The sequence below is a fragment of the Pseudonocardia sp. CA-107938 genome (assembly GCF_050936315.1).
Classification (GTDB): Bacteria; Actinomycetota; Actinomycetes; order Mycobacteriales; family Pseudonocardiaceae; genus Pseudonocardia.
This window is the reverse complement of the sequence record NZ_JBNJNA010000001.1, coordinates 96,443-118,535: the sequence shown is the minus strand read 5'-3', so window position 1 is coordinate 118,535 and position 22,093 is coordinate 96,443. Positions and strand designations below refer to the sequence as shown.

The window sequence follows — 22,093 nt, the reverse complement described above, 5'->3', positions numbered from 1 at the left end:
GAGACTCTGCGCTCGTGAAGCGTGAGAAGGGCGGGTTCTGGATCGCGTTCTGCGCGGTCTTCTTCTACCCGATCGGCTGGCTGGTGGGCCGCACCCGGTACGAGGGCAAGCAGTACCTGCCCCCGACGGGTGGGGCGCTCGTGGTGTCGAACCACGTGTCGCACCTGGACCCCGTCATCTCCGGCCTGATCGTGCACCGCGCCCGCCGGGTGCCGCGGTTCCTCGCCAAGGAGAGCCTGTGGAAGGTGCCCGTGCTGGGCGGCGCCCTGCGCGGCTCCGGGCAGATCCCCGTGCACCGCGACACCGCCGACGCGCAGCAGAGCCTGCGTGACGGGATCGCGGCCCTGGACGAGGGCAAGGTCGTGCTGATCTACCCGGAGGGCACGATCACCAAGGACCCGGACGGCTGGCCGATGCACTCGCGCACCGGGGTCGCGCGGCTCGCGCTCGGCGCGGACGTCCCGGTCGTGCCGTGCGTGATCTGGGGCACCCGCGAGGTCTACGACGGCTACAACAAGAAGTTCCGCCCGCTGCCGCGCAAGCCGATCACGGCACGCTTCGGTCCGCCGGTGGACATGTCCGCCTACCGGGACCGCCCGATCGACGCCGCGTTGCTGCGGGAGGTCACCGACATGCTGATGGGACGCGTCCGCGACCTCCTCGCCGAGGTCCGCGGCGAGGCCGCCCCCGCCGAGTTCTACCGCCGGAGCGCTTCATGACGCAGGACGTGCAGCGGGTCGCCGTGCTCGGCGCCGGTTCGTGGGGCACGGCGTTCGCGAAGGTGCTCGGCGACGCCGGCCGCGACGTCGTGCTGTGGGCGCGCCGTCCCGAGGTGGCGGCCGGCATCAACGAGCGGCACATCAACCACGACTACATGGCGGGCATCGTGCTGCCGCCCACCGTCTCCGCCACGACGGACGCCAAGGCCGCGCTGGACGCCGCCGACGCCGTGGTGTTCGGCGTGCCGTCGCAGACGCTGCGCGCCAACCTGGCGGAATGGCGTGACCTGCTGCCGTCCGGGGTCACGCTGGTGAGCCTGGCCAAGGGCGTCGAGCTGGGCACGCTGAAGCGGATGAGCGAGGTCGTCGTCGAGATCACCGGTGTGCCGGCCGACCAGGTGGCCGTGGTGTCGGGGCCCAACCTGGCCCGCGAGATCGCCGCGGAGGAGCCCAGCGCCACGGTGATCGCCTGCGCCGACCACGACCGCGCGGTCGCGCTGCAGCACGCCAGCACGTCGGGGTACTTCAAGGCCTACACCAACACCGACGTCGTCGGCTGCGAGCTGGGCGGGGCCGGCAAGAACGTGATCGCGCTGGCCTGCGGCATGGCCGCGGGCATGGGCTACGGCGACAACACCCGCGCGTCGCTGATCACACGCGGGCTCGCCGAGACCGCCCGGCTCGGGGTGGCACTGGGCGCCGACCCGCTCACCTTCGCGGGACTGGCCGGGCTCGGCGACCTCGTCGCGACGTGCTCGTCGCCGCTCTCGCGCAACCGGACGTTCGGCGAACGGCTGGGCCGCGGCGAGACGCTCGCCCAGGCCGAGGAGGCCAACCACGGTCAGGTCGCCGAGGGCGTGAAGTCGTGCCTGTCGATCTGCGAGCTCGGCGAGCGGCACGGGGTGGAGCTGCCGATCGCCGACGCCGTGCGGCGGGTCTGCCACGAGGGCCTCTCGGTTGCGGAGATGGGCAAGGAGCTGATCAGCCGTGCACCCCGTCCCGAGTAGCGGCGACGGCACCCGCTGCGTCCACGGTGGACGCCCGCACGCCGGCCCGGGCGCGCCGACGCACGCCGGGCCCGTCCTCTCCTCGACGTTCGACCTCGGCTCCGGCCCGGACCTGCCCACCGACTTCTACGGCCGCGCCGGCAACCCCACCTGGCGGGCCGCGGAGGCGGCCATCGGCGACCTCGACGGCGGCGAGTGCGTGCTCTTCGCGTCCGGCATGGCCGCCATGGGCGCGGTGCTGCGGCTGGGCGCGTTGAAGGGCGACCTCGTCCTGCCGTCCGACGGGTACTACCTGGCCCGCTCGCTGGCGCTGGCCGAGCTCGCGCCGCTGGGCGTCGTGGTGCGCGAGGTGCCCACCGGCCCTCCGCCGGACGCGGCCGGCGCCGGGTTGGTGCTGGTCGAGACCCCGTCCAACCCCGGGCTCGACGTCGCCGACATCGCCGCCGCGGCCGACGTCGCGCACGCCGCCGGGGCGCTGCTCGCCGTCGACAACACGACCTGCACGCCGCTGGGGCAGCGGCCGCTGGAGCTGGGCGCCGACCTCGTCGTCGCCAGCGACACGAAGGCGCTCTCCGGGCACGGCGACGTCGTCATGGGGCACGTGAGCACCCGCGACCCGGCGCTGGCCGCTGCGTTGCGCGAGTCCAGGTCCCGGTCCGGGGCGGTGCCGGGGCCGATGGAGGCGTGGCTGCTGCACCGCGGGCTCGGCACCCTCGACCTGCGGCTCGCCCGCCAGGCCGAGAACGCCCGCGCCGTCGCCGAGCTGCTGCTCACCCACCCCGCGGCGAGCGACGTGCGCTGGCCGGGGCTCGAGTCCGACCCCGCGCACGCCGTCGCCGCGCGTCAGATGCGGCGCTGGAACGGGTTGCTGCGGTTCACGCTCCCGTCCGTCGAGGCAGTCGGCCGGTTCCTCGACGCGGCGCAGCTCGTCGCCTCCGAGACGAGCTTCGGCAGCCTGCGCAGCAGCGCCGACCGCCGCGCACGGTGGGGCGACGCCGTCGATCCCGGCACCCTGCGCTTCTCCGCCGGATGCGAGGACACCGCCGACCTCGTCGCCGACGTGGCCCGAGCACTGGACTCCGCAATGGACTCTGCAACCTGATCGTCATCGGCCGGTCGGGTGATCGTCACCTGTGATCTGCGCGACGCGCCCGGGCGCGCGGAAGCGGACCCATATCACACGTGCGTAACCCAGCCTCGCTATGGTCTGATCTGCGCGAGGAGGTGGTCGAGGTGAAGCACCGACAACCCGACCCCAACGGCGTCGACTCCATCCAGGAGCCGGTGCCGGGGAGTCCGCCTTACCCGGGCGTGCTCCCGACGGGGTCCCGGGTCCTACTTCTCAATGCCACCTTCGAACCGCTCGCCGTCGTCACGGCGAAGCGTGCGGTGGTGCTCATGCTCTCCGGCAAGGCCGAGTGCGTGGAGGCGTCGCTCGACGTCGCGTTCCACTCGGAGAACCTCACGATCGTCGCGCCGTCGGTCATGCGCCTCTCGCGCTACGTCCGCGTCCCCTACCGCCGGGCCGTCCCGATGACCCGTGCCGGGGTGCTCCGCCGCGACGGGCGCCGGTGCGCCTACTGCGGGCGCCGCGCCGACACGATCGATCACGTCGTCCCGCGCAGCCGCGGGGGCGGGCACACGTGGGAGAACTGCGTGGCGGCGTGCAAGGCGTGCAACTCCCGCAAGGCCGACCGGCTCCTGGAGGAACTGGGCTGGGAGCTCGTCGCGCCGCCGCGGGCGCCCAGCCGCGCGGCCGGTGGGGTGCTCGTGCTGGCGTCGGAGCCGTTGCCGGCGTGGGAGCCGTGGTTGTCAGCCGCCTGACGTGACGGCCTGACCGGCCCGAACGCGCATACCGGACATCCGGCCCCAGGGGTGACCCTGGGGCCGGTTGCGTGTCGATGGCCCGTTAGGGTGACGCTCGACCACGATCGGGATCACGCGCCGCCGTCCGCGGCTCGGATCGGGGCGGGTGAACTCAGGGGGAGAAGCGTGGCCGAGAAGCTCCCACCGGGCGCTGCCATGTCCGTCGACTCGCCGACGGTCAAGATCGCCGCAGCGGCCGTGCGCGACTTCAGCACGCTGGCCGGACCGATCACCGAGGCGCCCACCGACGGCAGCTACCGGGTCGCCTTCAAGGGCGTGCACCAGTCCCGCGGGCGCGGGCCGTGGATCCGCTCGCTGCTGATCATCACGGCGAACATGGCCATCGAGATCGCGTTCGTGGTGTGGCTGCTGCTGCCGGCGCACCGCCCCGACATCGACGAGAACCAGCCGTTCGCCATCTACGCGAACATCTTCGTGATCGCGACGATCGTGATCGTCGAGGGCCTGCGGATGATCAACGTGATCTCGCTGTCGATCGCGACCGCGCTCGCCCGCGACCCGATCCCGGTGCGGCCCGACCCGCGGCTGCGCGTCGCGTTCCTCACCACGATCGTGCCGGGCAAGGAGCCCATCGAGATGGTCCGCGCGACCCTGCGGGCCGCGCGGCGCATCCGGCACACCGGCGTCCTGCACGTGTGGCTGCTCGACGAGGGTGACGACGACGAGGTCAAGGCCATGTGCCAGGCCGAGGGCGTGCGGCACTTCTCGCGCAAGGGCATCGCCGAGTACAACCGCAAGAAGGGCGGTTTCAAGGCGAAGACCAAGCACGGCAACTACAACGCCTGGGTCGACCGCCACGGCTACCGCTACGACGTGTTCCTCTCCGTCGACCCCGACCACGTGCCGCTGCCCAACTACGCCGAACGCATGCTCGGCTACTTCCGCGACCCCGACGTCGGCTACGTCGTCGGTCCGCAGTGCTACGCGAACTTCGACAACTTCGTCACGAAGGCCGCGGAGTCCCAGCAGTTCCCGTTCCACTCCGTGATCCAGCGCGCCGCCAACGCCTACGGCGTCCCGATGCTCGTCGGCACCAACAACGCCGTCCGGCTCGACGCGCTCTTCTGCATCGGCGGCCTCGCCGACTCCATCACCGAGGACATGGCCACCGGGCTGCTCATGCACTCCCGGCGCAACCCGGCCACCGGCGCCAAGTGGCGCTCGGTCTACACCCCCGACGTCGTCGCGGTGGGGGAGGGACCGTCGTCCTGGAGCGACTACTTCAGCCAGCAGCTGCGCTGGTCCCGCGGCACGTTCGAGATCCTCACCGGCGCGTTCTGGCCGCGGTTCCACCGCCTCTCAACCGGCGCCAAGCTGCACTACCTGCTCATCACCACGTTCTACCCGTCCATGGCGCTGGGCTGGATCCTCGGCGCGATCGACGCCATCCTCTTCCTCGTCTTCGGCGTCACCGGCATCGTCGTGCCGCCGCAGCTGTGGCTCGCGCTCTACATCGACGCCACCCTGTTCCAGGCGTGGGTGTACATCCGCAACCGGCGCTACAACGTCAGCCCGTACGAGCAGGAGGACTCGCCGGGCCTGCGCGGCATGGCCATGTCGGTGCTCTCGGCGCCCATCTACGCCAGCTCGCTCATCGCGACGCTGCTGCGCCGACCCGCCCGGTTCGTCGTCACCCCGAAGAGCGATGCCCGCACCCGCGACCGGCTCATCACCTTCCGCCGGCACATCCAGTGGGCCGTCGTGCTCGGCGGCGCGCTCGCCGCATCGGTGTGGCTGGGCTACGCGAGCGTCGAGGTCATGATGTGGCCGGCGCTGGCCCTCGTCATCTCCCTCACGCCGATCGCGATCTGGCTGCTCGAGTCCGACCGCTCCGACGCCCCGCCCGTCACGGGCAGCCAGGCCGTCATCTCGCAGGCCGCGGCGGTGCACCAGGCGGCGTCCCGCCCGGTGCCGCGCACCCCGCACCCGGCCCAGACCGCCCGCCCGCGCCCCCGCAACGAGGCCCCCAGCCGCCGCTGAGGCCGTCCCGCGAGTTGGCCCGTTCGGCAGGGCGAGTTGGCCGGTTCGGCAGGGCGAGTCGGCCGGTTCGGCAGGGCGAGTCGGCCCGTCCAGCAGGCGGGAGCGGCGGCGACCGATGCGGCCGGGATGGCCAACTCGCCCTGATGGAATGGCCAACTCGCCGAGTCGAACCGGGCAACTCGCGCTGTCAGGACGGGCGACTCGCGGAGGTCGGGGCACGGCACAGTCCGAACTCGCGCGGGGCCTCGGTGGGCTCCGCGCGAGTTCGGGAGGGTGGACGTGCGAGCTCAGTAGCCGCTGGACGCGGCGTCGGCCGGTGGGGCCGGGTCCTGCTGGGCGGGCGGTTGCGGCTGCGCGGGCTGCGCCGCCGAGGCGTCGGACGCGTCCGTGGGGGCGCGGGTGGCCGAGCCCAGGACGGCCGTGGCGAGGCCGGAGGTGAGCTGTCCGGTGGCCGCCTGGATCTCGTTGACGAGCCCGGTGAGCGCCACGGCGGGGTTCTCGGTGACGTGCTCGAAAGCGCCGATGTCGATGCCGCCGGTGCGCTTGGCGCCGGTGATGTCGAAGATGGGCGCGCCGTCGGGGCTGCCGGCGCCGATGGCCTTGGAGCCCGCGACGACCTTGAGCGCGTTGTCGAGCAGACCGCCGATGCTGCCGATGATGTTGTGGTCGGCGGTGAAGCTACCGGTGCCGCCGGCCGAGCCGAGGATGTTGTTGCGCAGGATGTTGAGGCCGGAGAAGTTGCCGCCGTCGATCTTCAGGTCCGACCCGGAGTTGTTGACGACCGTGTTGTTGAGGATCTGGATCCCGGAGAACGTGCCGCTCGACTCGGTCCAGAACCCGATGCCGCCGCCCGCGTTGCCGCGCACGACGTTGTTGTAGACCTTGATGTTGGCGGCGCGCTTGGTGTCGGAGAGGTTCTCGACGGCGATGGAGATGCCCGCCTTGGACTCCTCGGTGGTGCCGGTGACGGTGTTGTTGAAGACCTCGACGTCCTTGGCGGAGTCGACGTAGATGTTGGGCCCGCGGTTGCCGTCGACGGTGTTGGAGAAGATCTTGCCGGCGCTGGACTCGTACTTGGCGTCGATGCCCTCTTCGCCGTTGCCGTGCACCTTCGAGAAGCTGATCTCGAAGTTGTCGGTGTGGTCGAAGCTCATGGCCTCGTTGGACGCGCTGGTGCCGCGGGCGTTGTTGCCGTGGATGTCGCAGCGCTGCACCTTGATGTTGGACGACTCGAGGAAGACGATGCCGCCGTCCTGGGAGTCGGCGACCTCGCAGTCGCGCAGCACGATGTTCTTGGCGCCCTGGGCGAAGATGCCGTGGCTGTCGGAGCCCTTGACCCCGATGCCGATCATGGTGATGTTGGAGCGCCCGCCGAGGTCGATGAGCCCGTTGCCGCCGCCACCGCCGGTGATGGTGACCTTCTGGCCGGGCACGGCCTGGATGGTGATCGGCTTGCCGGGTGCCCCGTTGACGCCGACGTCGAGACCGCCGGAGTAGGTGCCGCCGGGGACGAGCACGGTGTCGCCGGGCTTGGCCTTGGCGAGGGCGGCGGAGATGGAGCCACCCTTGGCGACGTTGATGACCGGTCCGGTGGGCATCGACGGCAGCGGGGGCGGGACCGGTCCGACCGGCTTCTCCTGCTCGACGACCTGCGGGGCGGCCGCGGGAGCGGGAGCCGCGAGGGCGGGGGCGAGCTGGCCGGCCGGCTCGGCGGCGGGCTGCTCGGCCTCCTGCTGGTCGGCGACGGCGCGGGTGCGGCTGGTGTCGAAGAGCTCGGCGAGGGGTGCCGGGGTGGCGTCCTGCAGGCCGAGCGCGAACAGCGCGACGCCCGCGACGACGGCGCCACCGAGCCCGGCCTGCAGCGACCGGCCCTTCCGGCGGGCTGCACGGCGGCGTGCCGCGCGGCCGGTGTCCGTCACTCGCTGTGCGCGCATGGGTCTTTCAAATCCTTCCGGGGTCCTGCACGGTCGGAACTCGTGCGGCGACGGTAATCATCCGTCACCGCGAACGGGTCCTCTGCGATCCCATCGGGTGACCGAGGGGACCGGGCCGGGCGACACCCGGGTGGGGTGGTTGGGGAGCGGCCGACGTCCATGTTGTCCCGAGGTGGGTTAGCGGACAGCAAAAAAACGACGGCACGTCCTTCAGGAGCGGTGGACGGTAGTCACGACTCGACGGAAGCGTCCTCGAGCCGGTAGCCGAACCCGCGGAGCGTGACGATGCGGGGCAGCGGAGCGGTGACCGGTCCGGCCGACTCCAGCTTGCGCCGCAGCGCGGCCACGTGCACGTCGAGGGTCTTGGTGGAGCCCATCCAGTGGTCGTCCCAGACGTCGGCCATGAGGGTGGCCCGGGACAGCGCCACGCCGGGCTCGGCGGCGAGCCGGGACAGGAGGTCGAACTCCTTGGCGCGCAGCGGCACCTCGCGATCGCCGACGAGCACGCGCCTGCTGCCGGTGTCGACGGTCAGCCCGCCGAACACCAGCACGCCGGCGGGCACCGCGTTGGCGCCGCCGCGGCGCAGGTGCGCCCGCACCCTAGCCAACAGCTCGCCGAGCCGGATCGGCTTGGTGAGGTAGTCGTCGGCGCCGGCCTCGAGCCCGACGACGACGTCCATCTCCTCCTGCCGCGCGGTCAGCATCACGACGACGCAGGCGGGCTGCAGGGAGCGGATCCGCCGGCACACGTCGATGCCGTCCATGTCGGGCAGGCCGAGGTCGAGCAGCACGAGGTCGACGGCGCCGGCGGCGGCGACGTCCAGCGCCTGCCGCCCGTGGGTGACCCAGGTGGTCTGGTTGCCCGACGACGCGAGGCTGGTCTCGAGAACCTTGCCGATCGTCGGGTCGTCCTCGACGAGCAGGATGCGGGCCACGCCTCCAGCCTAGGGCGCCCCGTCAGGGCCTGGTCCAGCCGGACGGCAGCTGCAGGACGCTCTGCACCCCGCGCTCCGGGGTGCTCGGCCCGGGATCGACGACCGGGGGTGCCGTGACCGGCAGGAAGATCGTGAGCGTGGTCGGGTCGGGGGAACGCAGCTGCAGCCGGCCACCCTCGGCCTCGACGAGCCGGCGGGCCAGCGCGAGCCCGATGCCGTGGCCCTCGGCGTCGGGTTCGCGGCGGTCGAACAGGTCCTGGCCGGCGCCCTCGGACACGCTGCCCTCGTCGGCGACGTCGATCGCGACGGCGTCCTCGATGTCGCGCACGGAGACGGTGACGGTGCCGCGGCCGTGCTCGACGGCGTTGCCCATCAGCACCGTGAGCACCTGCCGGATGGCCGCCGTGGACGCCTCGACGGGCGGCAGGTCGTCCTCGACGCGGATGCGCAGGGCGCGCTGCTGGCTGCCCAGCCGTGGACCCCACACCTGGTCGACCTCGCTGAGCAGGCCGTTCAGGTCGAGGATGCCCTTCTGCCGGGTGCCGCGGGCGAGGGCGAGCAGGTCGGTGATCGTGCGTTCGAGCCGGTCGACCTCGGCGAGGCTCGCGAGGATGGCGGGGGTGTGGTCGGTGCGCCCGGACCGCAGCGCCGCCTCCAGCCGCAGCTGCAGCCCGGTGAGCGGGGTGCGCAGCTGGTGGGACGCCTCGGCGGAGAAGGCCCGCTCCCTGGCGAGCAGGGCGTCCAGCCGGGTGGCGGTGGCGTTCAGGGCGGAGCGCACCTCGTCGATCTCGGGGATGCCGGTGACGCGGTCCTCCGTGGTGAAGTCGCCGTCGCCGAGGCGCAGCGCCCGTCGCGACAGGTCCTCGACGCTGCCGCCCAGCTTCGCCGCCTGCCGCCAGGCGAGCAGCCACGTGACGAGCACGGCGAGGATGGCGAGCAGCGCGATCTGCGCGTACCGGTAGGCGAGGTTCTCGATCACCTGCTCGCCGCTGCGGGTGGACCGCACCACGGCCTTGACGTCGCCGTCGTGGAAGATCGGGATGGCGACGACGAGCTCCTTGAGGTTCTCGTCGGAATGCTCGACCTCGCCCTTGCGGATGGCCGCGAGCACGGTGTCGCCGCCGAGCCCGGGCCCGTCGCCGGCGATCTTGACGCCGCGGTCGTCGTAGACGGCGGCGTCGATCTCGTCGTTGATCCAGGCGGGGGACGGCGCGCGACCCCGCTGGACGTCGCCGCTGACGTCGGAGACGACCGAGCTGGCCTGCCGCTCCAGCTCCGAGACCTCGGTGTTCATGTAGAACCGCTCCGCGACCAGCGCGAGCGGGATGACGAAGAGCCCGATGGCGACCGAGGCGACCGCGACGGTCAGCCAGACGATCCGCTTGCGCACGCCGACCTCCTCACCGGTCGACTCCAGGCGATCGGGTGGCTCCATGATGCCCGTCGGCCCCGGGCCGGGCGATGCACGGCCCCTGTCCGGGGCGTGTGAGACTTCCGGCGGCCCTGCCGTCGACCCCGAGGAGTGCTGCCCGTGCGCTGCACCAGTGTCCGCCCCGCCGAGCTGGGCAGCACCGAGCTGGCGCGCTGGCGGGAGCTCGCCGCGGCGACGCCGGGCCCGCGCAACCCGTTCCTGGCCCCGGAGTACGCGCTCGCCGTCGGCGAGGTGCGCCCGGCCGCGCGCGTGCTCGTCGCGGAGGACGCCGGGCAGCTCGTCGGGTTCCTCGCCGTGGAGGTGGACGGGCGGATCGCGCGTCCGATCGGGTCGGGGCTGTCGGACTGCGAGGGCTGGACGCTCGCCGCGGGCGTGGACCTCCCGGTCGGGCAGGCGCTGCGCGCCGCGGGCCTGACCGGCTGGGACTTCGAGACCCTCCTCGACGAGCAGGTGCCCGACGGCGCGTATCGGCTGCGGCGCGAGCGCTCACCCGTCGTCGCGATGCCGGACGGGTACGAGCCCTACCTCGAACAGGTGCGCGGGCGGTCGAAGAAGTGGCTGGCCTCGATGTTCCGCAAGCAGCGGAAGATGGAGCGCGAGGTCGGCGAGATCCGGTTCGAGTTCGCGTCCGGCGACGAGGCCGCGCTGCGGTCGCTGATGCGCTGGAAATCGGGCCAGTACGCGCAGCTCGACGAGTGGGACCGGTTCGCTGACCCGGGCATCGTCGCGCTGGTCAGCGGCCTGATGCGCAGCTCGGCGCCGGCGTGCTCGGGCGCGCTGTCGGTGCTGTGGGCCGGTGACGTGCCGGTGGCCGCGCACGCCGGCATCCACTCGGACTCCGTGCTGTCGTGGTGGTTCCCCGCCTACGACCCGGAGTACGGGAAGTACTCGCCGGGCATCCTCGTGCTGCTGCACCTGCTGGAGGGTGCGGCCGCGCACGGCATCGGCCTGGTGGACCTCGGCCGCGGCCAGCACGACTACAAGGACGCGACGAAGACGGGTGAGCTGACCGTCGTCACGGGATCGGTGGACGCGCCCGTCGCGGCGTCGTTGCCGCGGCGGGCCAAGCGGCTGGCGCGGGCCGGCGTGCACGCCGCTCGCCGTCTGCGCTCCTGATCCCGGGCTCAGTTCGTCCGGGACGCGGCCAGCCAGGCCAGGCCGAGGCCGACCAGCGCCAGCGCGGCGCCGGCCAGGCCGTTCCAGCGCAGCGCGCCCGCGGCGACGAGGCCGCCGCCGAGCGCGGCGCCGAGGGCGTTGGCGAGGTTGAACCCGCTGACGTTGACGGCGACCGACAGCGTCGGCGCCTCGGCGGCGTGCCGGAGGATCAGGCCCTGCAGCGGCGCGATCGTCGCGGTCGCCAGCAGGCCGAACACCAGCACCGTGACGACGACGGCCGGCTGTGACGTCGCCGCGAACGGCAGCGCGGCCAGCACCACCGTGAGGCCGAGGAAGACGAGCCGGACGGTCACGGTCGGCGAGACGTCGGTCAGCCGGCCGGCGACGAGGTTGCCCACCAGGCTGCCCACGCCGTAGGCCAGGAGCAGCAGCGACGCAGCACCGGCTGAGAAGCCGCTGACCTCGGTCAACAGCGGGACGAGGTACGTCAGCACGGTGCCGACCCCGGCGAACCCGACGGCCGTGGTGGCGATGGCCAGCAGGACCGGGCGGCGGCGCAGCACCCGCAGCTCGGACCGGGCACCGGTCGTCGGTGCCGGAGTGCGCGGCATGGCCGCGGCGAGCACGGCCCCGCCCACCGTCGCGACGACCGCGACGGCGAGGAACGGCGTCCGCCACCCGAACGCCTGGCCCAGCAGCGCGCCCAGCGGCACGCCCAGCACCGTCGCGACGGTGAGCCCGAAGACGACGACCGCGATGGCCCGCCCGGCCCGCTCGGGCGGCACGACGGCGGTGACCACGACCAGGGAGACGGCGAACAGCGTGCCCTGGGCGAGCGCGGCCAGCACCCGCCCGGCCAGCATCAGCCCGTAGGAGCTCGCCAGCGCGCTGACGACGCTCCCGGCCACGAACAGCGCGACCAGGCCGAGGGTCAGCCCCTTGCGCGGCAGGCGGGCGGTGAGGACGGTGATCACCGGGCCGCCGATCACGACCCCCAGCGCGTAGGCGGTGACGAGCTGGCCGGAGCCGGCCACGGACACGTCCAGGTCGGCCGCGATCTGCGGGAGCAGCCCGCCCACCAGCAGCTCGGCCGTGGCGACGGCGAAGATGCAGAGGAGGAAGCCGGCGATGACGGGGACGGCGCGTCCGGTGCGCGCCGACGTCGCGGTGGTGGTCATGCCGCGGACCGTAGAGTCTCACATCGATGTGAGAGTCAACCGTTGCCGGTCGCCCGCCCGACCTCACACACGGTCGGGCCCGTTCACACACGTCCGAACGTGTGTGAACGGGCCCAGCGCTGTGTGACGTCGTCGGGACGGGCGCTACGCGTGCTTCGCCGGCGAGCAGAGCACCGCGGGCAGGGCGCCCATCGCGGCCACCACCGCGGGGGTGTGGCTGGAGAACACGCCGGCCCGGGCGATGTCGAACTGGTCGCGACCGCCGCTGCGGTCGTTGACGCCGCCGTAGAAGCTGAACGCCCGACGGATGCCGCTCTCGGCCATGACGGCACGGGTGCGCTCGTCGAAGCTCACCTTCGCGCCGACGGGGTAGGCGAAGAGGTCGATGCGCTCGTCGAGCTCGGCGCGCAGCCGCTCCACGGAGCCGGTGACCTCGTCGGCCTGCCGCTCGGCCGACAGCGTCGCGAGCACCGGGTGCGTGACGCTGTGCGCGCCCACCTCCATGCCCATGCCGCGCAGCTTCCGCACGTCGTCCCAGGTCATCCAGCTGTCGGCGGCCTTCTCGCGGTCCAGCCGCGGGCGGCCGGTCCAGCCGGCGAGCGCATCGAGGAACTCCTCGCCCTGCGTGCCCGCCTTCGCCTTGTACGCGGCGTTGACCACCTTGCGGAACTGCGTCGCCGACGTCGGGTGCAGCCCGTCGGGCAGCCACGGCGACGGGGGCAGGTCGACGGGTTGCCGGGTCAGCCAGGCGATCTCGTCCCACCAGGCGTGGTGCGGCCGGTCGACGAAACCGGTGGTGACGAAGAACGTGCCCGGCAGGCCGCGCTCGGCGAGGATCTCGGCGGCCAGCATCTGGTCGGCGTACCCGTCGTCGACGGTGATGGCGATGCGGCGGGCCGGCCCGCCGTGCTGCCACTCGGTGCTGCCCGCCGGGACGATCTCGAACCGGTCGGAGAGCAACCGCACCTGTTCGGCGAAGTCCTCCGGCGTGCAGCTGTAGAGGTCCGGGTCGTCGGCGTCGGTCGGCCGGCCGAACCGGTGGTAGTTCAGCACCAGCAGCCCGCGCCACGACAGCCGCGCGAGCCGGTCGAGCCGGGTGCGTTGCAGGAGCGTGGCCAGTTGGTCGGTGCGAGACATCGCCGTTCCCCTCAGGTACGGCCCGCCACCCGCTGGTAGAGCGACGATGTGCGGACGCGTGCGTACCACTCACTGTTCTTGACGCGGAACTTCCATGCCGGGTTCCCCCGGTACACACCGGTCCGCGGCACGCTGAACGGACCGGCCTCTTCCGGGCCCTCGGGCAGCGCTACAGCCACACGGTACCCAGCTCGGCGGGCCGCCCGCCGCACGTGCTCGGCGTGGTGACCGAACGGGTACGCCAGTGTGGTGACGGGCGCTTCCAGGAGGTCCTCCAGCAGCTGCTTGGACTCGGTGAAGTCGGCCAGGCACTCCGCCTCCGACAGCGTCGGCATGTCGGAGTGGCGCATGGTGTGGCTGCCGATGTCCCAGCCGCGGTCGTGCAGCTCGCGGATCTGCTCCGGCGTCATCAGCGGCGGGGCGTCGGCCGCGTCGAGGCCGCGGATCCAGTCGACGGCGATGCCGCCGGGCTGCAGCGAGCCGGCGACGATGTACATCGTCGCGGTGAGCCCGTGCCGCTCCATGATCGGCACCGCGTGCTCGACGTAGTCGGCGAACCCGTCGTCGAACGTGAGCACGGTGGTGCCGGCCGGGCAGTCGCTACCGGCGGCCAGCCGGTCGAGCACCCCCGAGAGCGGGACGACGGTGGTGCTGCGCTGCAGGATCGCGCACTGCTGCCTGAAATCGGCCGTCTCGACCGACACCGGATCGTCCCAGCCGTCGGTCACCGAGTGGTAGCACAGGATGCTCACCGGGCAAGGGTTACACGTTCTCAGGAAGTGGGGACGCGCACCCCGGCGAGCCGCTCGAGCACGCCCTGCGCGACGTCCACGCCGCCCGGGTTGCCGTGGTAGTGGTAGGCGAGCCCGGGGGTCGTGTTGACCTCCAGCACCACCCCGCCGGCGGCCGCGAGCGGGACGCTCGGGTCCGGCGTGATGATGTCGACGCCCACCAGGCGGCCGCCCACGAGGCGCGCGGCCCGGGCGCCCTCGCGGACGATCTCGGGGCACAGCAGGTGCCAGGCCGGCTGCTGCTCGGCGATCGCGCCCTCGTTGACGGCCGTCTTGAGCGCGACGACGGTGCCGGCTGCGGGCACCGACGCCAAGGTGAGGCGCTGGTCGGCGAGGGTGCGGCGCATGTCCTCGTCGATCGTGACGGGCAGGCCACCGTGTTCGCCGGGGTCCGCTGCACGGTCGGCGGCCAGGCGCGCCACCAGCGCGCGAACCGTGCTGTGCCCGTCGCCGACGACGGTCGGCACGGCCCGGCGCACGGCGTCGAGCAGCTCCCCGTCGAGGTAGAGGAGGCGGTAGTTGGCGCCCCGCACCTGCTGCTCGACGAGCAGCGGCACGTCGGCGAGGTCGCGGTACTTGGCCCGCAACCGGCCGAGGAGCGAGCCGGACCGGCTGGTGCGCCCGGCCCGTGAACCCGCCGCGGCCGCGGCGACGGCGGCCGTGCGCAGGGCCGCCGCGTCCCGCACGGACGTGGTGACGCCGCGCCCGGCCGACGTGTCGCGGGCGGGCTTCACCACGACCGTCCCGCAGCGGGCGAGGAACGGCTCGACGTCGGACAGCGTGGCGAGCGTGGTGACGACGTGCTCGGGGACGGGGATGCCGCGCTCAGCCAGGGCAGCCGCAGTGCGTTCCTTGTCGCCGGCGCGTTCCAGCGCGTCGGCGTCCTCGATCGTGCTGCCGCCGCGGCTGATCGAGAACGGGCGGTCGGGCAGCTGCACGGTGACGGCGGAGCCACCGGTGGCGGTCGCGGGCAGGCCCAGCCGGCTGGCCGCGGCCAGCCACAGCTCGCGGTTGAACGCGTCGCGGCGGGCCTGCACGGCACGGGCCGCCGGGAGCTTGGCGCGCAGCACGCTGCTGACGAGTGCGCGGCCGGCGCGGCGGACGTCACGGTGTACCGAAGCCATGCGTCAATTGTGTGCGGGCGCAAGCAAGCGGAAGGCAAAGCGTAGCTAGGCGGGCCCCAATTCTCGGCGAGGTGACACGACCCACGTCACACATCGTCGGGCCCGTTCACACACGTTCTGACATGTGTGAACGGGCCCGGCGGTGTGTGAGGTCGAACGTCAGGGGCGGGCCGACTCCAGCGCGTCGTGCACCTGTTGCGCCACCGCCGGCCACGACGCGACCTCGGCCAGCCAGGCCGCCCCGGCCGCGCCTAGCTTCCCGGCCAGCGCGGGGTCGGCCAGCAGCCGGACCAGCGCGTCGGCCAGCGCCGCCGGGTCGTCCGGGGTGACCAGGAGACCGGTCACCCCGTCCTGCACGACGGACGGGATGTCGCCGACCGCCGTCGCCACGACGGGCCGCTCGAACGTGTACGCGAGGTGGACCACGCCGCTCTGCGTCGCCCGCCGGTACGGGGTGACGACGACGCGCGCGTCGGCGAACAGCCCGTGGATGTCCTCGGTGGCCACGTATCCCGGTCGGGCGTCGACGCCGAGCGCCCGCGCCCGCGCGGTGAGCCCCGGCCCGTCCACGCCCAGCACGGACCCGGCGACGACGAACCGCGCGTCGGGCACCTTCTCCTTGACCGCCGGGACGGCGTCGAAGAGCAGGTCGATGCCCTTGTAGGCGGTCCAGGCGCCGAAGAACAGCACGACCGGCTCGGTCTCCGCGGCGCCGCGCAGCGGGCCGGCGCCGCGCAGCGCGGCCTCGTCGCCGTGCGGGATCACGAGCACGGGGCAGGTGATCTCCCAGCGCTCGATCGCCTTCGCCCTGGCCGCCTCACCCAGCACGAACACCGCGTCGATGCTCTGCCAGGCCTTCTTCAACGCCGGGTCGAGGACGCGGCCGTGGCGCTCCTTGGTCGTGTCGGCGCGCACCCGCGGCACCGGCTCGTGCGCGACGAGCGCGAGCGCCGCCTTCGGCAGCAGCCGCCGCACCGCGAGCACGCCGGCGGCGTCCATGCTGAACCGCCACGACGACCAGATCACCGCGTCCGGGCGCAGCCGCGCCAGCAGCCAGAGCACCTTCACCCAGGCCAGCGCGAGCTGCCCGGCGCGCAGCGCGCGGCGGACCTTCTTGACCAGCTTCCCGACCGGCTCGGTGTCGGCCGGGTGCCACGTGGGCAGCACGGCGTGCAGGGCCACCCCGGGGTGCTGCGCGCCCAGCTCGGGATCGGGCCCTGTGTAGAAGTGCACCTCGTCGCCGACGGCGGCCATACCGCCCGCCAGCTGCGCGGAGAACTGGAACAGCCCTCCGGACGGGGTGAACTCGACGAAGGCGACCCGCCGCGTGCCCACGGGTGTGCTCAGGCCTGGAGGAGGTCGACGGCGCCGATCTCGGCGAGGCGCAGGATGGCCGCGCGGACCTCGGCCGCGGAGCGGTCCGGCCCGGCGAGCTTCTCGGCGACCTCGGCCAGCGGCACCTCCGCGCCGAGGTCGCGCAGCACCGCGTACTGCAGCTCGGTGACGCCGACGGGTTCCTCGCCGTACACCTTCGCCAGCAGCACCTCCTGCCAGTCGTTGCGCGTGGCGACGCGGGCGACGGAGTCGAGCCGGCGGGACACGACGGGCACGAGCGCGTCGACGCCGGGGCTGGAGAGGGCGGCCACGGTGGCGGCCCGGACACCGGCGGTGGTGAGGTCCTCGCCCAGCGGGTCGCAGCCGAAGTCGTTCATCTTGAAGTAGACGTTCACCGAGCGGGCCGCGCGCCGGCGCAGGTGCCAGGTGGTGGACCCGGGGAAGATGACGACGTCGCGGTCGGTGTCGGCGAGCTCGACCTCGCGCGCGGCCGGCAGCGTGTTCTCCGGCTTGTCCTCGGGCTGGAGGTAGCGGTTGTAGTCGGCCGCCTTGTTGAACGGGTTGATCTCCCGCTGGTCGGACGGGTAGAGCACCAGCCGCGACTCGGACGGGATCGTGATCGACAACCCGACCGAGACCTGCGACGGGTAGCGGTCCTTGTGCGCGTGCGGCTCCGGGTTGGCGTTCGGCTCGTACGCCTGGATGTGCCGCTCCGAGAGCACCATGCGCTCGCGCACGAGCCCGCACATCGACGAGATGGCGTCGAACAGCTCGGCCTGGCTCTCCTCCGCGTCGGGGAAGTCGAAGAGCGCCTGCTCCTTCTTGCCCGCGATCGCGTAGTCGTCGAGCAGGTGCGCGTTCAGCTCCTTCTCGACGTACGACAGCAGGTAGGCGTGGAACTCCGGCGTGATGCCCTCGCGGATGTGGACGTAGCCCTGCTCGGCGTAGGCGGCACGGTGCTCCGCCGGGTCGAACGTGAACATCTTCATCCTGAGCAGGTCCTCTCCTGGTCCCCGTGGCCCGCGCCCCCGAGGCGCTGTGTCGATCCTCGTGGCCACCCTCTGGCGGTCGCGAGTCTGTCATACCTCCCGGTGACGGCCGCCCGCCCGTCGTGGTCAAGAATGGCCGCCATGGGGAACTCGGGCGATGCTCAGGAAGGCGCCAAACCGCCACGATCGGCGGCCATCCACCCAGGTCCGGGCTTCCGGATCCGCACCGACTTCCCGCGGCTCGACGCGGGGATCGTCAAGGCGTTCGAGCAGTACGCCACTCCGGAGATCTCCGACCTCCTCAACCGGCTGTACGCGCTCGACTCCGAGATCGTCTGCATGAGTGGCGGCGGTCGCCCGACCGTGGGGCTGGCGTGCACGGTGCGCACCTTCCCGGGCGACAACCTGATGGTCCACAAGTCGCTGGACATCGCGCACCCCGGCGACGTCGTCGTGGTGGCGGCGAGCGCCGGCCGCAACAACGCGGTGATCGGCGACACCGTCGCGATGAAGGCGATGCACCGCGGGATCGCCGGCTTCGTCGTCGACGGTCTGATGCGCGACCTGCCGGCGGTGCGCGAGCTGGACTACCCGATGTTCGCCCGGGGCACCACGCCCGTCGGCCCGCTGCACCGCGGCCCCGGTGAGATCAACTTCCCGGTGGCCTGCGGAGGCGTCGTGGTCAACCCGGGCGACATCGTCGTCGGTGACGACGCCGGCGTCGTGATCGTGCCGCAGCAGGTGGCGGAGGAGCTGCTCGAGCGGCTCGCCCGGCACACCGCGGGCGTCACGTCCTACCTGGCGAAGGTCCGCAAGGGCGAGTTCTCCAACGCCTGGGTGGACGACTACCTCACCGAGCACGGCTGCCCGGTCACGGGCGCGGAGCCGGACCCGATCGCGGAGCTGCCGCTCGAAGCCGGGATCGACCACCCGACCACCGCAGGCTGAATTGGGAGCCATGGACCCGTCCCGACCCCCCGTCATCGTCCTGGGCGGCGATTCGAACGCGCTGTCCATCGCCCGGAGCCTCGGCCGGGACGGGATCGAGGTCCACGGGCTCGGCGTGCCGCGCTTCGTCACGCGGTCCCGCCACTTCGCGTCGCACCTGCCGGTGCCGCCCGGCGAGCCGGAGAAGGCCTGGGCCGACGTCCTGCTGGGCCCGGCCACCGAGCACCTGCGCGGTGCGGTGGTGCTCGCGGCGAGCGACGTGGGCCTGACGGTGCTGCTCGACCACCGCGACGAGCTGCAGCAGCACTACGTGCTCGACATCTGCGACGTCGCGGCGCAGCGGGCGCTGCTGGACAAGCTCTCGACGTACGAGCTCGCGCGCAAGGCGGGCGTGCCCACGCCGAAGTTCTGGCGCATCGACACCGCGGCCGACCTCGACGAGCACCTCGACGAGTACGTCTACCCGATGATCGTCAAGCCGCTGCTGTCGCACCTGTACCAGGCGATGTTCCCCGGCCTGTCGAAGTTCCGCATCGTCGCCGACGAGGCCGAGCTGCGCCGCCACCACGGCGAGCTCACCGAGCGCGGGCTCGCCGTGATGCTGGTGGAGCAGATCCCGGGCTCCGACGAGCAGCTGTGCAGCTACTACACCTACCTCGACGAGTCGGGCACGCCGTGCTTCGACTTCACCAAGCGGGTGATCCGGCGCAACCCGCCCGGCATGGGCGTCGGCTCGCACCACGCCACCGACTGGAACCCCGAGGTCAAGGACGTCTCGCTGCGGCTGTTCAAGCACGTCGGGCTGCGCGGGCTTGCCAACGCCGAGTTCATCCGCGACACCCGCGACGGCACGTTGAAGCTGATCGAGTGCAACGCGCGGTTCACCGCGGCGAACCCGCTCGTCGCGGCGGCCGGGCTCGACCTCGCCCGGTTCGTCTACCGGCGGCTCACCGGCGACCCGATCACGTTGCCCGGCACGTACCGGCGCGGGCTGCACCTGCTGTACCCGTCGAACGACTTCCGCGCCTACCGCGCGCTGGCCGCCCGCGGCGAGCTGACGTTCGGCGGCTGGCTGCGCAGCCTCGTCGCACCGCAGACGTTCGCCTACTTCGCCGCCACCGACCCGCTGCCTGCGGTGGCGCGGGCCGTGCACCGCTCCGGGGTCGCCGTGCGGCGAGCCCGCCAGCGCCTCCTCAGCAGGTAGGACGCTTCAGCGCGGCGAGCGCGGCCTCGGTGGGGGCGGTGCGGTCGTCGCGCAGCGGTTCCCACGCAGTGAGCAGGGCGGCCGCCTCGGCCACCATGCCGGACGGCAGGCCGCTCGCGTCGAGCGTCGCGATCACCTCGTGCAGCTCCGGCTCCCACCGCCACGCCTTCGACGCGGCCACCGCCACCATGCGGGGTTCGGCGAGGGGCGAGCCGGTGCCGTCGGCCTCGTCGAGCAGCTGCTCGGTGACGCCGTGCTCGGCGGCCAGCGCGAACGCCAGTGCCGCCAGCGGGCGGGCCGCCTTCTGGAACGTGGAGTGGGCCATCTTCAGTGCGCTGGCCGTGCCCATGGCCTCGTCGAGCACGGCGGGGGTCACACCCGAGCCGGCCGCGAACAGGGACGCCACGGCGGGCGCGCCGGGGCCGGAGAGCGCGAAGCGCACCCCCGGACGGTTGGGGCGGGCACCGAACAGCGCACCGTCGACGGGCGTGCCGCCGGCCGCCGTCACGCGCTCGCCGATGCGCCGCGCCCGGTCCGGCGCAACGGCGTTGGCGTCGACGAACGTGCCGGTGAAGCCCAGTGCCAGTACGGCGTCGGCCGTCTCGTCGGCCGCGGCGGGCGGGCAGACGGACAGGACCGTCCCGGCACCCTCCAGGGCCGCTGCGAGGCTCTCCACGCGCACGAGACCGGCCTCTTCGGCGCGCGCCGCGGTGGCCGCGCTGCGCCCGTCGGCGCTCCAGACGACGCGCGCGCCGGAGCGGACGGCGGCGGCCGCCACCGCCGCACCCATCTCGCCGGGGTGCAGGACGACGACGTGCCCGGTCAGTGCCCGTTGCACCGGTTGCCGACCGTGCCCGACGCGTTGTCCTTCTGCGGGCCCATCTTCATGACCTGCAGCCGGTCCGTCGGGATCTTGCTGAGGTCGACCCACGTGTTGTCCGGCAGCATCCCGCCGTAGCTGCCGCCGGGGACGCTCTGCGGGTGCTGGGCGTAGATCGTGAAGCCACCGCTGGTGTCGCCGAGGATCATCCCGTACTGCTGCAGGGCGCGGGCGATCATCATCTCGTAGCGGTTGAGGCCCAGGCTCGCCAGGTTGATCGACGGGTCGAGCCGCAGCCGCGCACCCTCCGGGATGGCGTCGTCGCCACCGGACGAGCCGTCGCTCTTGGTGGCGGGGGAGACCGGGCCGCCCGACCGCGTCTTGGGGTAGGCGAACACGAGCGCGTGGTCGATCGAGCCGCGCTTCATGTCCTCGTAGGTGATGAGCCCGGCGGCACCGGAGAAGCCGGACGCGCGCGCGCCGAGCCCGCCAGGGTCGATGCCGTTGGCGGTGGTCGGCATGGCGTTGCCCAGCTTGGCCGACAGGTTGCCGCCGCTGCCCGAGGCGCCCCAGAAGTCGTAGACGCAGCCCTTGGACCGGTCGATGATCGTGAGGTGCGCGTCCTCCGACGGGTCGGGCTTCGCGTTGGGCGGGACGGGCACGTTCGGCAGCGAGCTGAACTCGGTCCAGCCGGCGGTGATCGGCACGTCGTGGCGCGGGGTGCTGGCGTCGGCGTAGTACACCGGCACCGTCCACATGCCGGTGGACATCTGGAACTTCTCGCCGGCGAGGCCGGCCACCATGGCCGCGGAGTTGGGGTCGATGGCGCCGGTGGCGCGCTGCACCCACGGGCTGTTGGCGCCGGCGAAGACGGTGGCGACGCCCTGCCCGAGCGCGTCGCCGAGCCCGTTCACCCCGGGGGCGGCCGCCTGCTGGCCGGCGGACGGCGGGTCGAGCAGGGTGCGCGGCAGCTCGGCGGGCGGCGGCGCGTCGGGGAAGATGCCGAACCCGGTGTTGTCGATGCCGACCGGGGACTTCCCGCCTTCCGCCACGTGCACGAGCACCCCGACCAGCGCGGCGACGCACAGCGCCGACACCGCGGAGAACGCCAGCTGCCGGCGGCCGCGGGAACGCTCGGCGGCGGGACTGCGGTGCGCGGGCCCGTCCTGGACGACGACGGCGGTGCCGGTGTCGGCCTCACGATCGAGGAGGGCGGTGGCGGCGGCCGGTTCGTCGTGGGACGTCCCGATCACGTCGGCGACGATGGAGCCGGCCAGGTCCCGGTCGTCGTGATCACCGGAGTGGCGAGACGAACGGTGGCGGCTCGGTCGGCGCGCGGACGCATCGGGCGCCCGGTGTCGAGTCACGCGTCCTGTCCCCTTCGTGTGGCCGGCCCGGTCCCGTGCGCCGGCGGTCTCTCCCCCGAGAGGCCCTCAGTGTGCCAACCGGTTGCTCCGCGAACGGGTGACGACCCACCCCATCGGCGACACGCTGTGAACGGATCGACGACCGGCACGCCCGTTCAGAGTAACAACGACGCGGCTGATGGCGTGGATG

At 73.0% G+C, this 22,093-nt stretch carries 19 protein-coding genes; 8 read left to right on the top strand and 11 right to left on the bottom strand.

From position 1 onward, the window contains the following. Nucleotides 1-14: 14 nt before the first annotated feature. The 5 genes from ACQEVB_RS00535 (at nt 15) to ACQEVB_RS00515 (ending at nt 5,593) form a co-directional block, all read left to right on the top strand. A complete protein-coding gene (locus ACQEVB_RS00535) occupies nt 15-719 on the top strand; it encodes a lysophospholipid acyltransferase family protein (RefSeq protein ID WP_432963216.1) in 705 nt (234 codons plus the stop codon). Beyond that, on the top strand, nt 716-1,726 hold the full coding sequence (locus ACQEVB_RS00530; RefSeq protein WP_432963213.1) for an NAD(P)H-dependent glycerol-3-phosphate dehydrogenase: 1,011 nt from the start codon (nt 716-718) through the stop codon (nt 1,724-1,726). The genes ACQEVB_RS00535 and ACQEVB_RS00530 overlap by 4 nt, the downstream gene beginning before the upstream one ends. Continuing rightward, the gene (locus tag ACQEVB_RS00525; RefSeq protein ID WP_432963210.1) at nt 1,707-2,828 is read left to right on the top strand and encodes a cystathionine gamma-lyase; all 1,122 of its coding nucleotides are present in this window, start codon (nt 1,707-1,709) and stop codon (nt 2,826-2,828) included. The genes ACQEVB_RS00530 and ACQEVB_RS00525 overlap by 20 nt, the downstream gene beginning before the upstream one ends. A 131-nt stretch (nt 2,829-2,959) precedes the next feature. Next, nucleotides 2,960-3,550, top strand: coding sequence for an HNH endonuclease (locus tag ACQEVB_RS00520; RefSeq protein ID WP_432963207.1), 591 nt, complete (start codon nt 2,960-2,962; stop codon nt 3,548-3,550). 168 nt (nt 3,551-3,718) lie between these two features. Continuing rightward, on the top strand, nt 3,719-5,593 hold the full coding sequence (locus ACQEVB_RS00515) for a glycosyltransferase (RefSeq protein ID WP_432963204.1): 1,875 nt from the start codon (nt 3,719-3,721) through the stop codon (nt 5,591-5,593). 287 nt (nt 5,594-5,880) lie between these two features. Here the strand turns inward: ACQEVB_RS00515 and ACQEVB_RS00510 are convergent, their stop codons facing one another. From ACQEVB_RS00510 to ACQEVB_RS00500, 3 genes are all read right to left on the bottom strand, one after another. Then, nucleotides 5,881-7,527: a right-handed parallel beta-helix repeat-containing protein gene (locus ACQEVB_RS00510; RefSeq protein WP_432963201.1), complete on the bottom strand. Its 1,647-nt coding sequence runs from the start codon at nt 7,525-7,527 to the stop codon at nt 5,881-5,883. A gap of 230 nt (nt 7,528-7,757) precedes the next feature. Continuing rightward, complete coding sequence (locus tag ACQEVB_RS00505; protein ID WP_432963198.1) at nt 7,758-8,462, bottom strand: response regulator transcription factor; 705 nt, start codon at nt 8,460-8,462, stop codon at nt 7,758-7,760. Between the two features lie 22 nt (nt 8,463-8,484). Further along, a complete protein-coding gene (locus ACQEVB_RS00500; protein ID WP_432963195.1) occupies nt 8,485-9,897 on the bottom strand; it encodes an ATP-binding protein in 1,413 nt (470 codons plus the stop codon). A gap of 96 nt (nt 9,898-9,993) precedes the next feature. On the opposite strand from ACQEVB_RS00500, the gene ACQEVB_RS00495 reads away from it, so the two are divergent. After that, nucleotides 9,994-11,010: a GNAT family N-acetyltransferase gene (locus tag ACQEVB_RS00495; protein ID WP_432963192.1), complete on the top strand. Its 1,017-nt coding sequence runs from the start codon at nt 9,994-9,996 to the stop codon at nt 11,008-11,010. Nucleotides 11,011-11,018: 8 nt separating this feature from the next. Here the strand turns inward: ACQEVB_RS00495 and ACQEVB_RS00490 are convergent, their stop codons facing one another. From ACQEVB_RS00490 to ACQEVB_RS00465, 6 genes are all read right to left on the bottom strand, one after another. Then, a complete protein-coding gene (locus tag ACQEVB_RS00490) occupies nt 11,019-12,188 on the bottom strand; it encodes an MFS transporter (RefSeq protein WP_432963189.1) in 1,170 nt (389 codons plus the stop codon). A 144-nt stretch (nt 12,189-12,332) separates the two neighbouring features. Then, a complete protein-coding gene (locus ACQEVB_RS00485) occupies nt 12,333-13,325 on the bottom strand; it encodes a polysaccharide deacetylase family protein (protein ID WP_432963186.1) in 993 nt (330 codons plus the stop codon). An 11-nt stretch (nt 13,326-13,336) separates the two neighbouring features. Beyond that, nucleotides 13,337-14,077: a polysaccharide deacetylase family protein gene (locus ACQEVB_RS00480; RefSeq protein ID WP_432963183.1), complete on the bottom strand. Its 741-nt coding sequence runs from the start codon at nt 14,075-14,077 to the stop codon at nt 13,337-13,339. Nucleotides 14,078-14,097: 20 nt separating this feature from the next. Further along, complete coding sequence (locus ACQEVB_RS00475; RefSeq protein ID WP_432963180.1) at nt 14,098-15,240, bottom strand: hypothetical protein; 1,143 nt, start codon at nt 15,238-15,240, stop codon at nt 14,098-14,100. 159 nt (nt 15,241-15,399) lie between these two features. Then, nucleotides 15,400-16,575 carry a glycosyltransferase family 4 protein gene (locus tag ACQEVB_RS00470; protein WP_432963177.1) on the bottom strand — a complete coding sequence of 392 codons (1,176 nt, stop codon included), beginning with the start codon at nt 16,573-16,575 and terminating at the stop codon, nt 15,400-15,402. 8 nt (nt 16,576-16,583) lie between these two features. Beyond that, nucleotides 16,584-17,564, bottom strand: coding sequence for a hypothetical protein (locus tag ACQEVB_RS00465; RefSeq protein ID WP_432963174.1), 981 nt, complete (start codon nt 17,562-17,564; stop codon nt 16,584-16,586). A 141-nt stretch (nt 17,565-17,705) separates the two neighbouring features. Between ACQEVB_RS00465 and ACQEVB_RS00460 the strand changes: the two genes are divergently transcribed. After that, nucleotides 17,706-18,512, top strand: coding sequence for an RraA family protein (locus ACQEVB_RS00460; RefSeq protein WP_432963171.1), 807 nt, complete (start codon nt 17,706-17,708; stop codon nt 18,510-18,512). 10 nt (nt 18,513-18,522) lie between these two features. Further along, the gene (locus ACQEVB_RS00455; RefSeq protein WP_432963168.1) at nt 18,523-19,716 is read left to right on the top strand and encodes a hypothetical protein; all 1,194 of its coding nucleotides are present in this window, start codon (nt 18,523-18,525) and stop codon (nt 19,714-19,716) included. On the opposite strand, the gene ACQEVB_RS00450 is transcribed toward ACQEVB_RS00455, so the two are convergent. Both ACQEVB_RS00450 and ACQEVB_RS00445 read right to left on the bottom strand, forming a co-directional pair. Beyond that, a complete protein-coding gene (locus ACQEVB_RS00450; RefSeq protein ID WP_432963165.1) occupies nt 19,706-20,554 on the bottom strand; it encodes a DUF1932 domain-containing protein in 849 nt (282 codons plus the stop codon). The two genes, ACQEVB_RS00455 and ACQEVB_RS00450, sit on opposite strands and share 11 nt — an antisense overlap. After that, on the bottom strand, nt 20,539-21,789 hold the full coding sequence (locus ACQEVB_RS00445) for a hypothetical protein (RefSeq protein WP_432963162.1): 1,251 nt from the start codon (nt 21,787-21,789) through the stop codon (nt 20,539-20,541). The genes ACQEVB_RS00450 and ACQEVB_RS00445 overlap by 16 nt, the downstream gene beginning before the upstream one ends. Between the last annotated feature and the right edge of the window lie 304 nt (nt 21,790-22,093).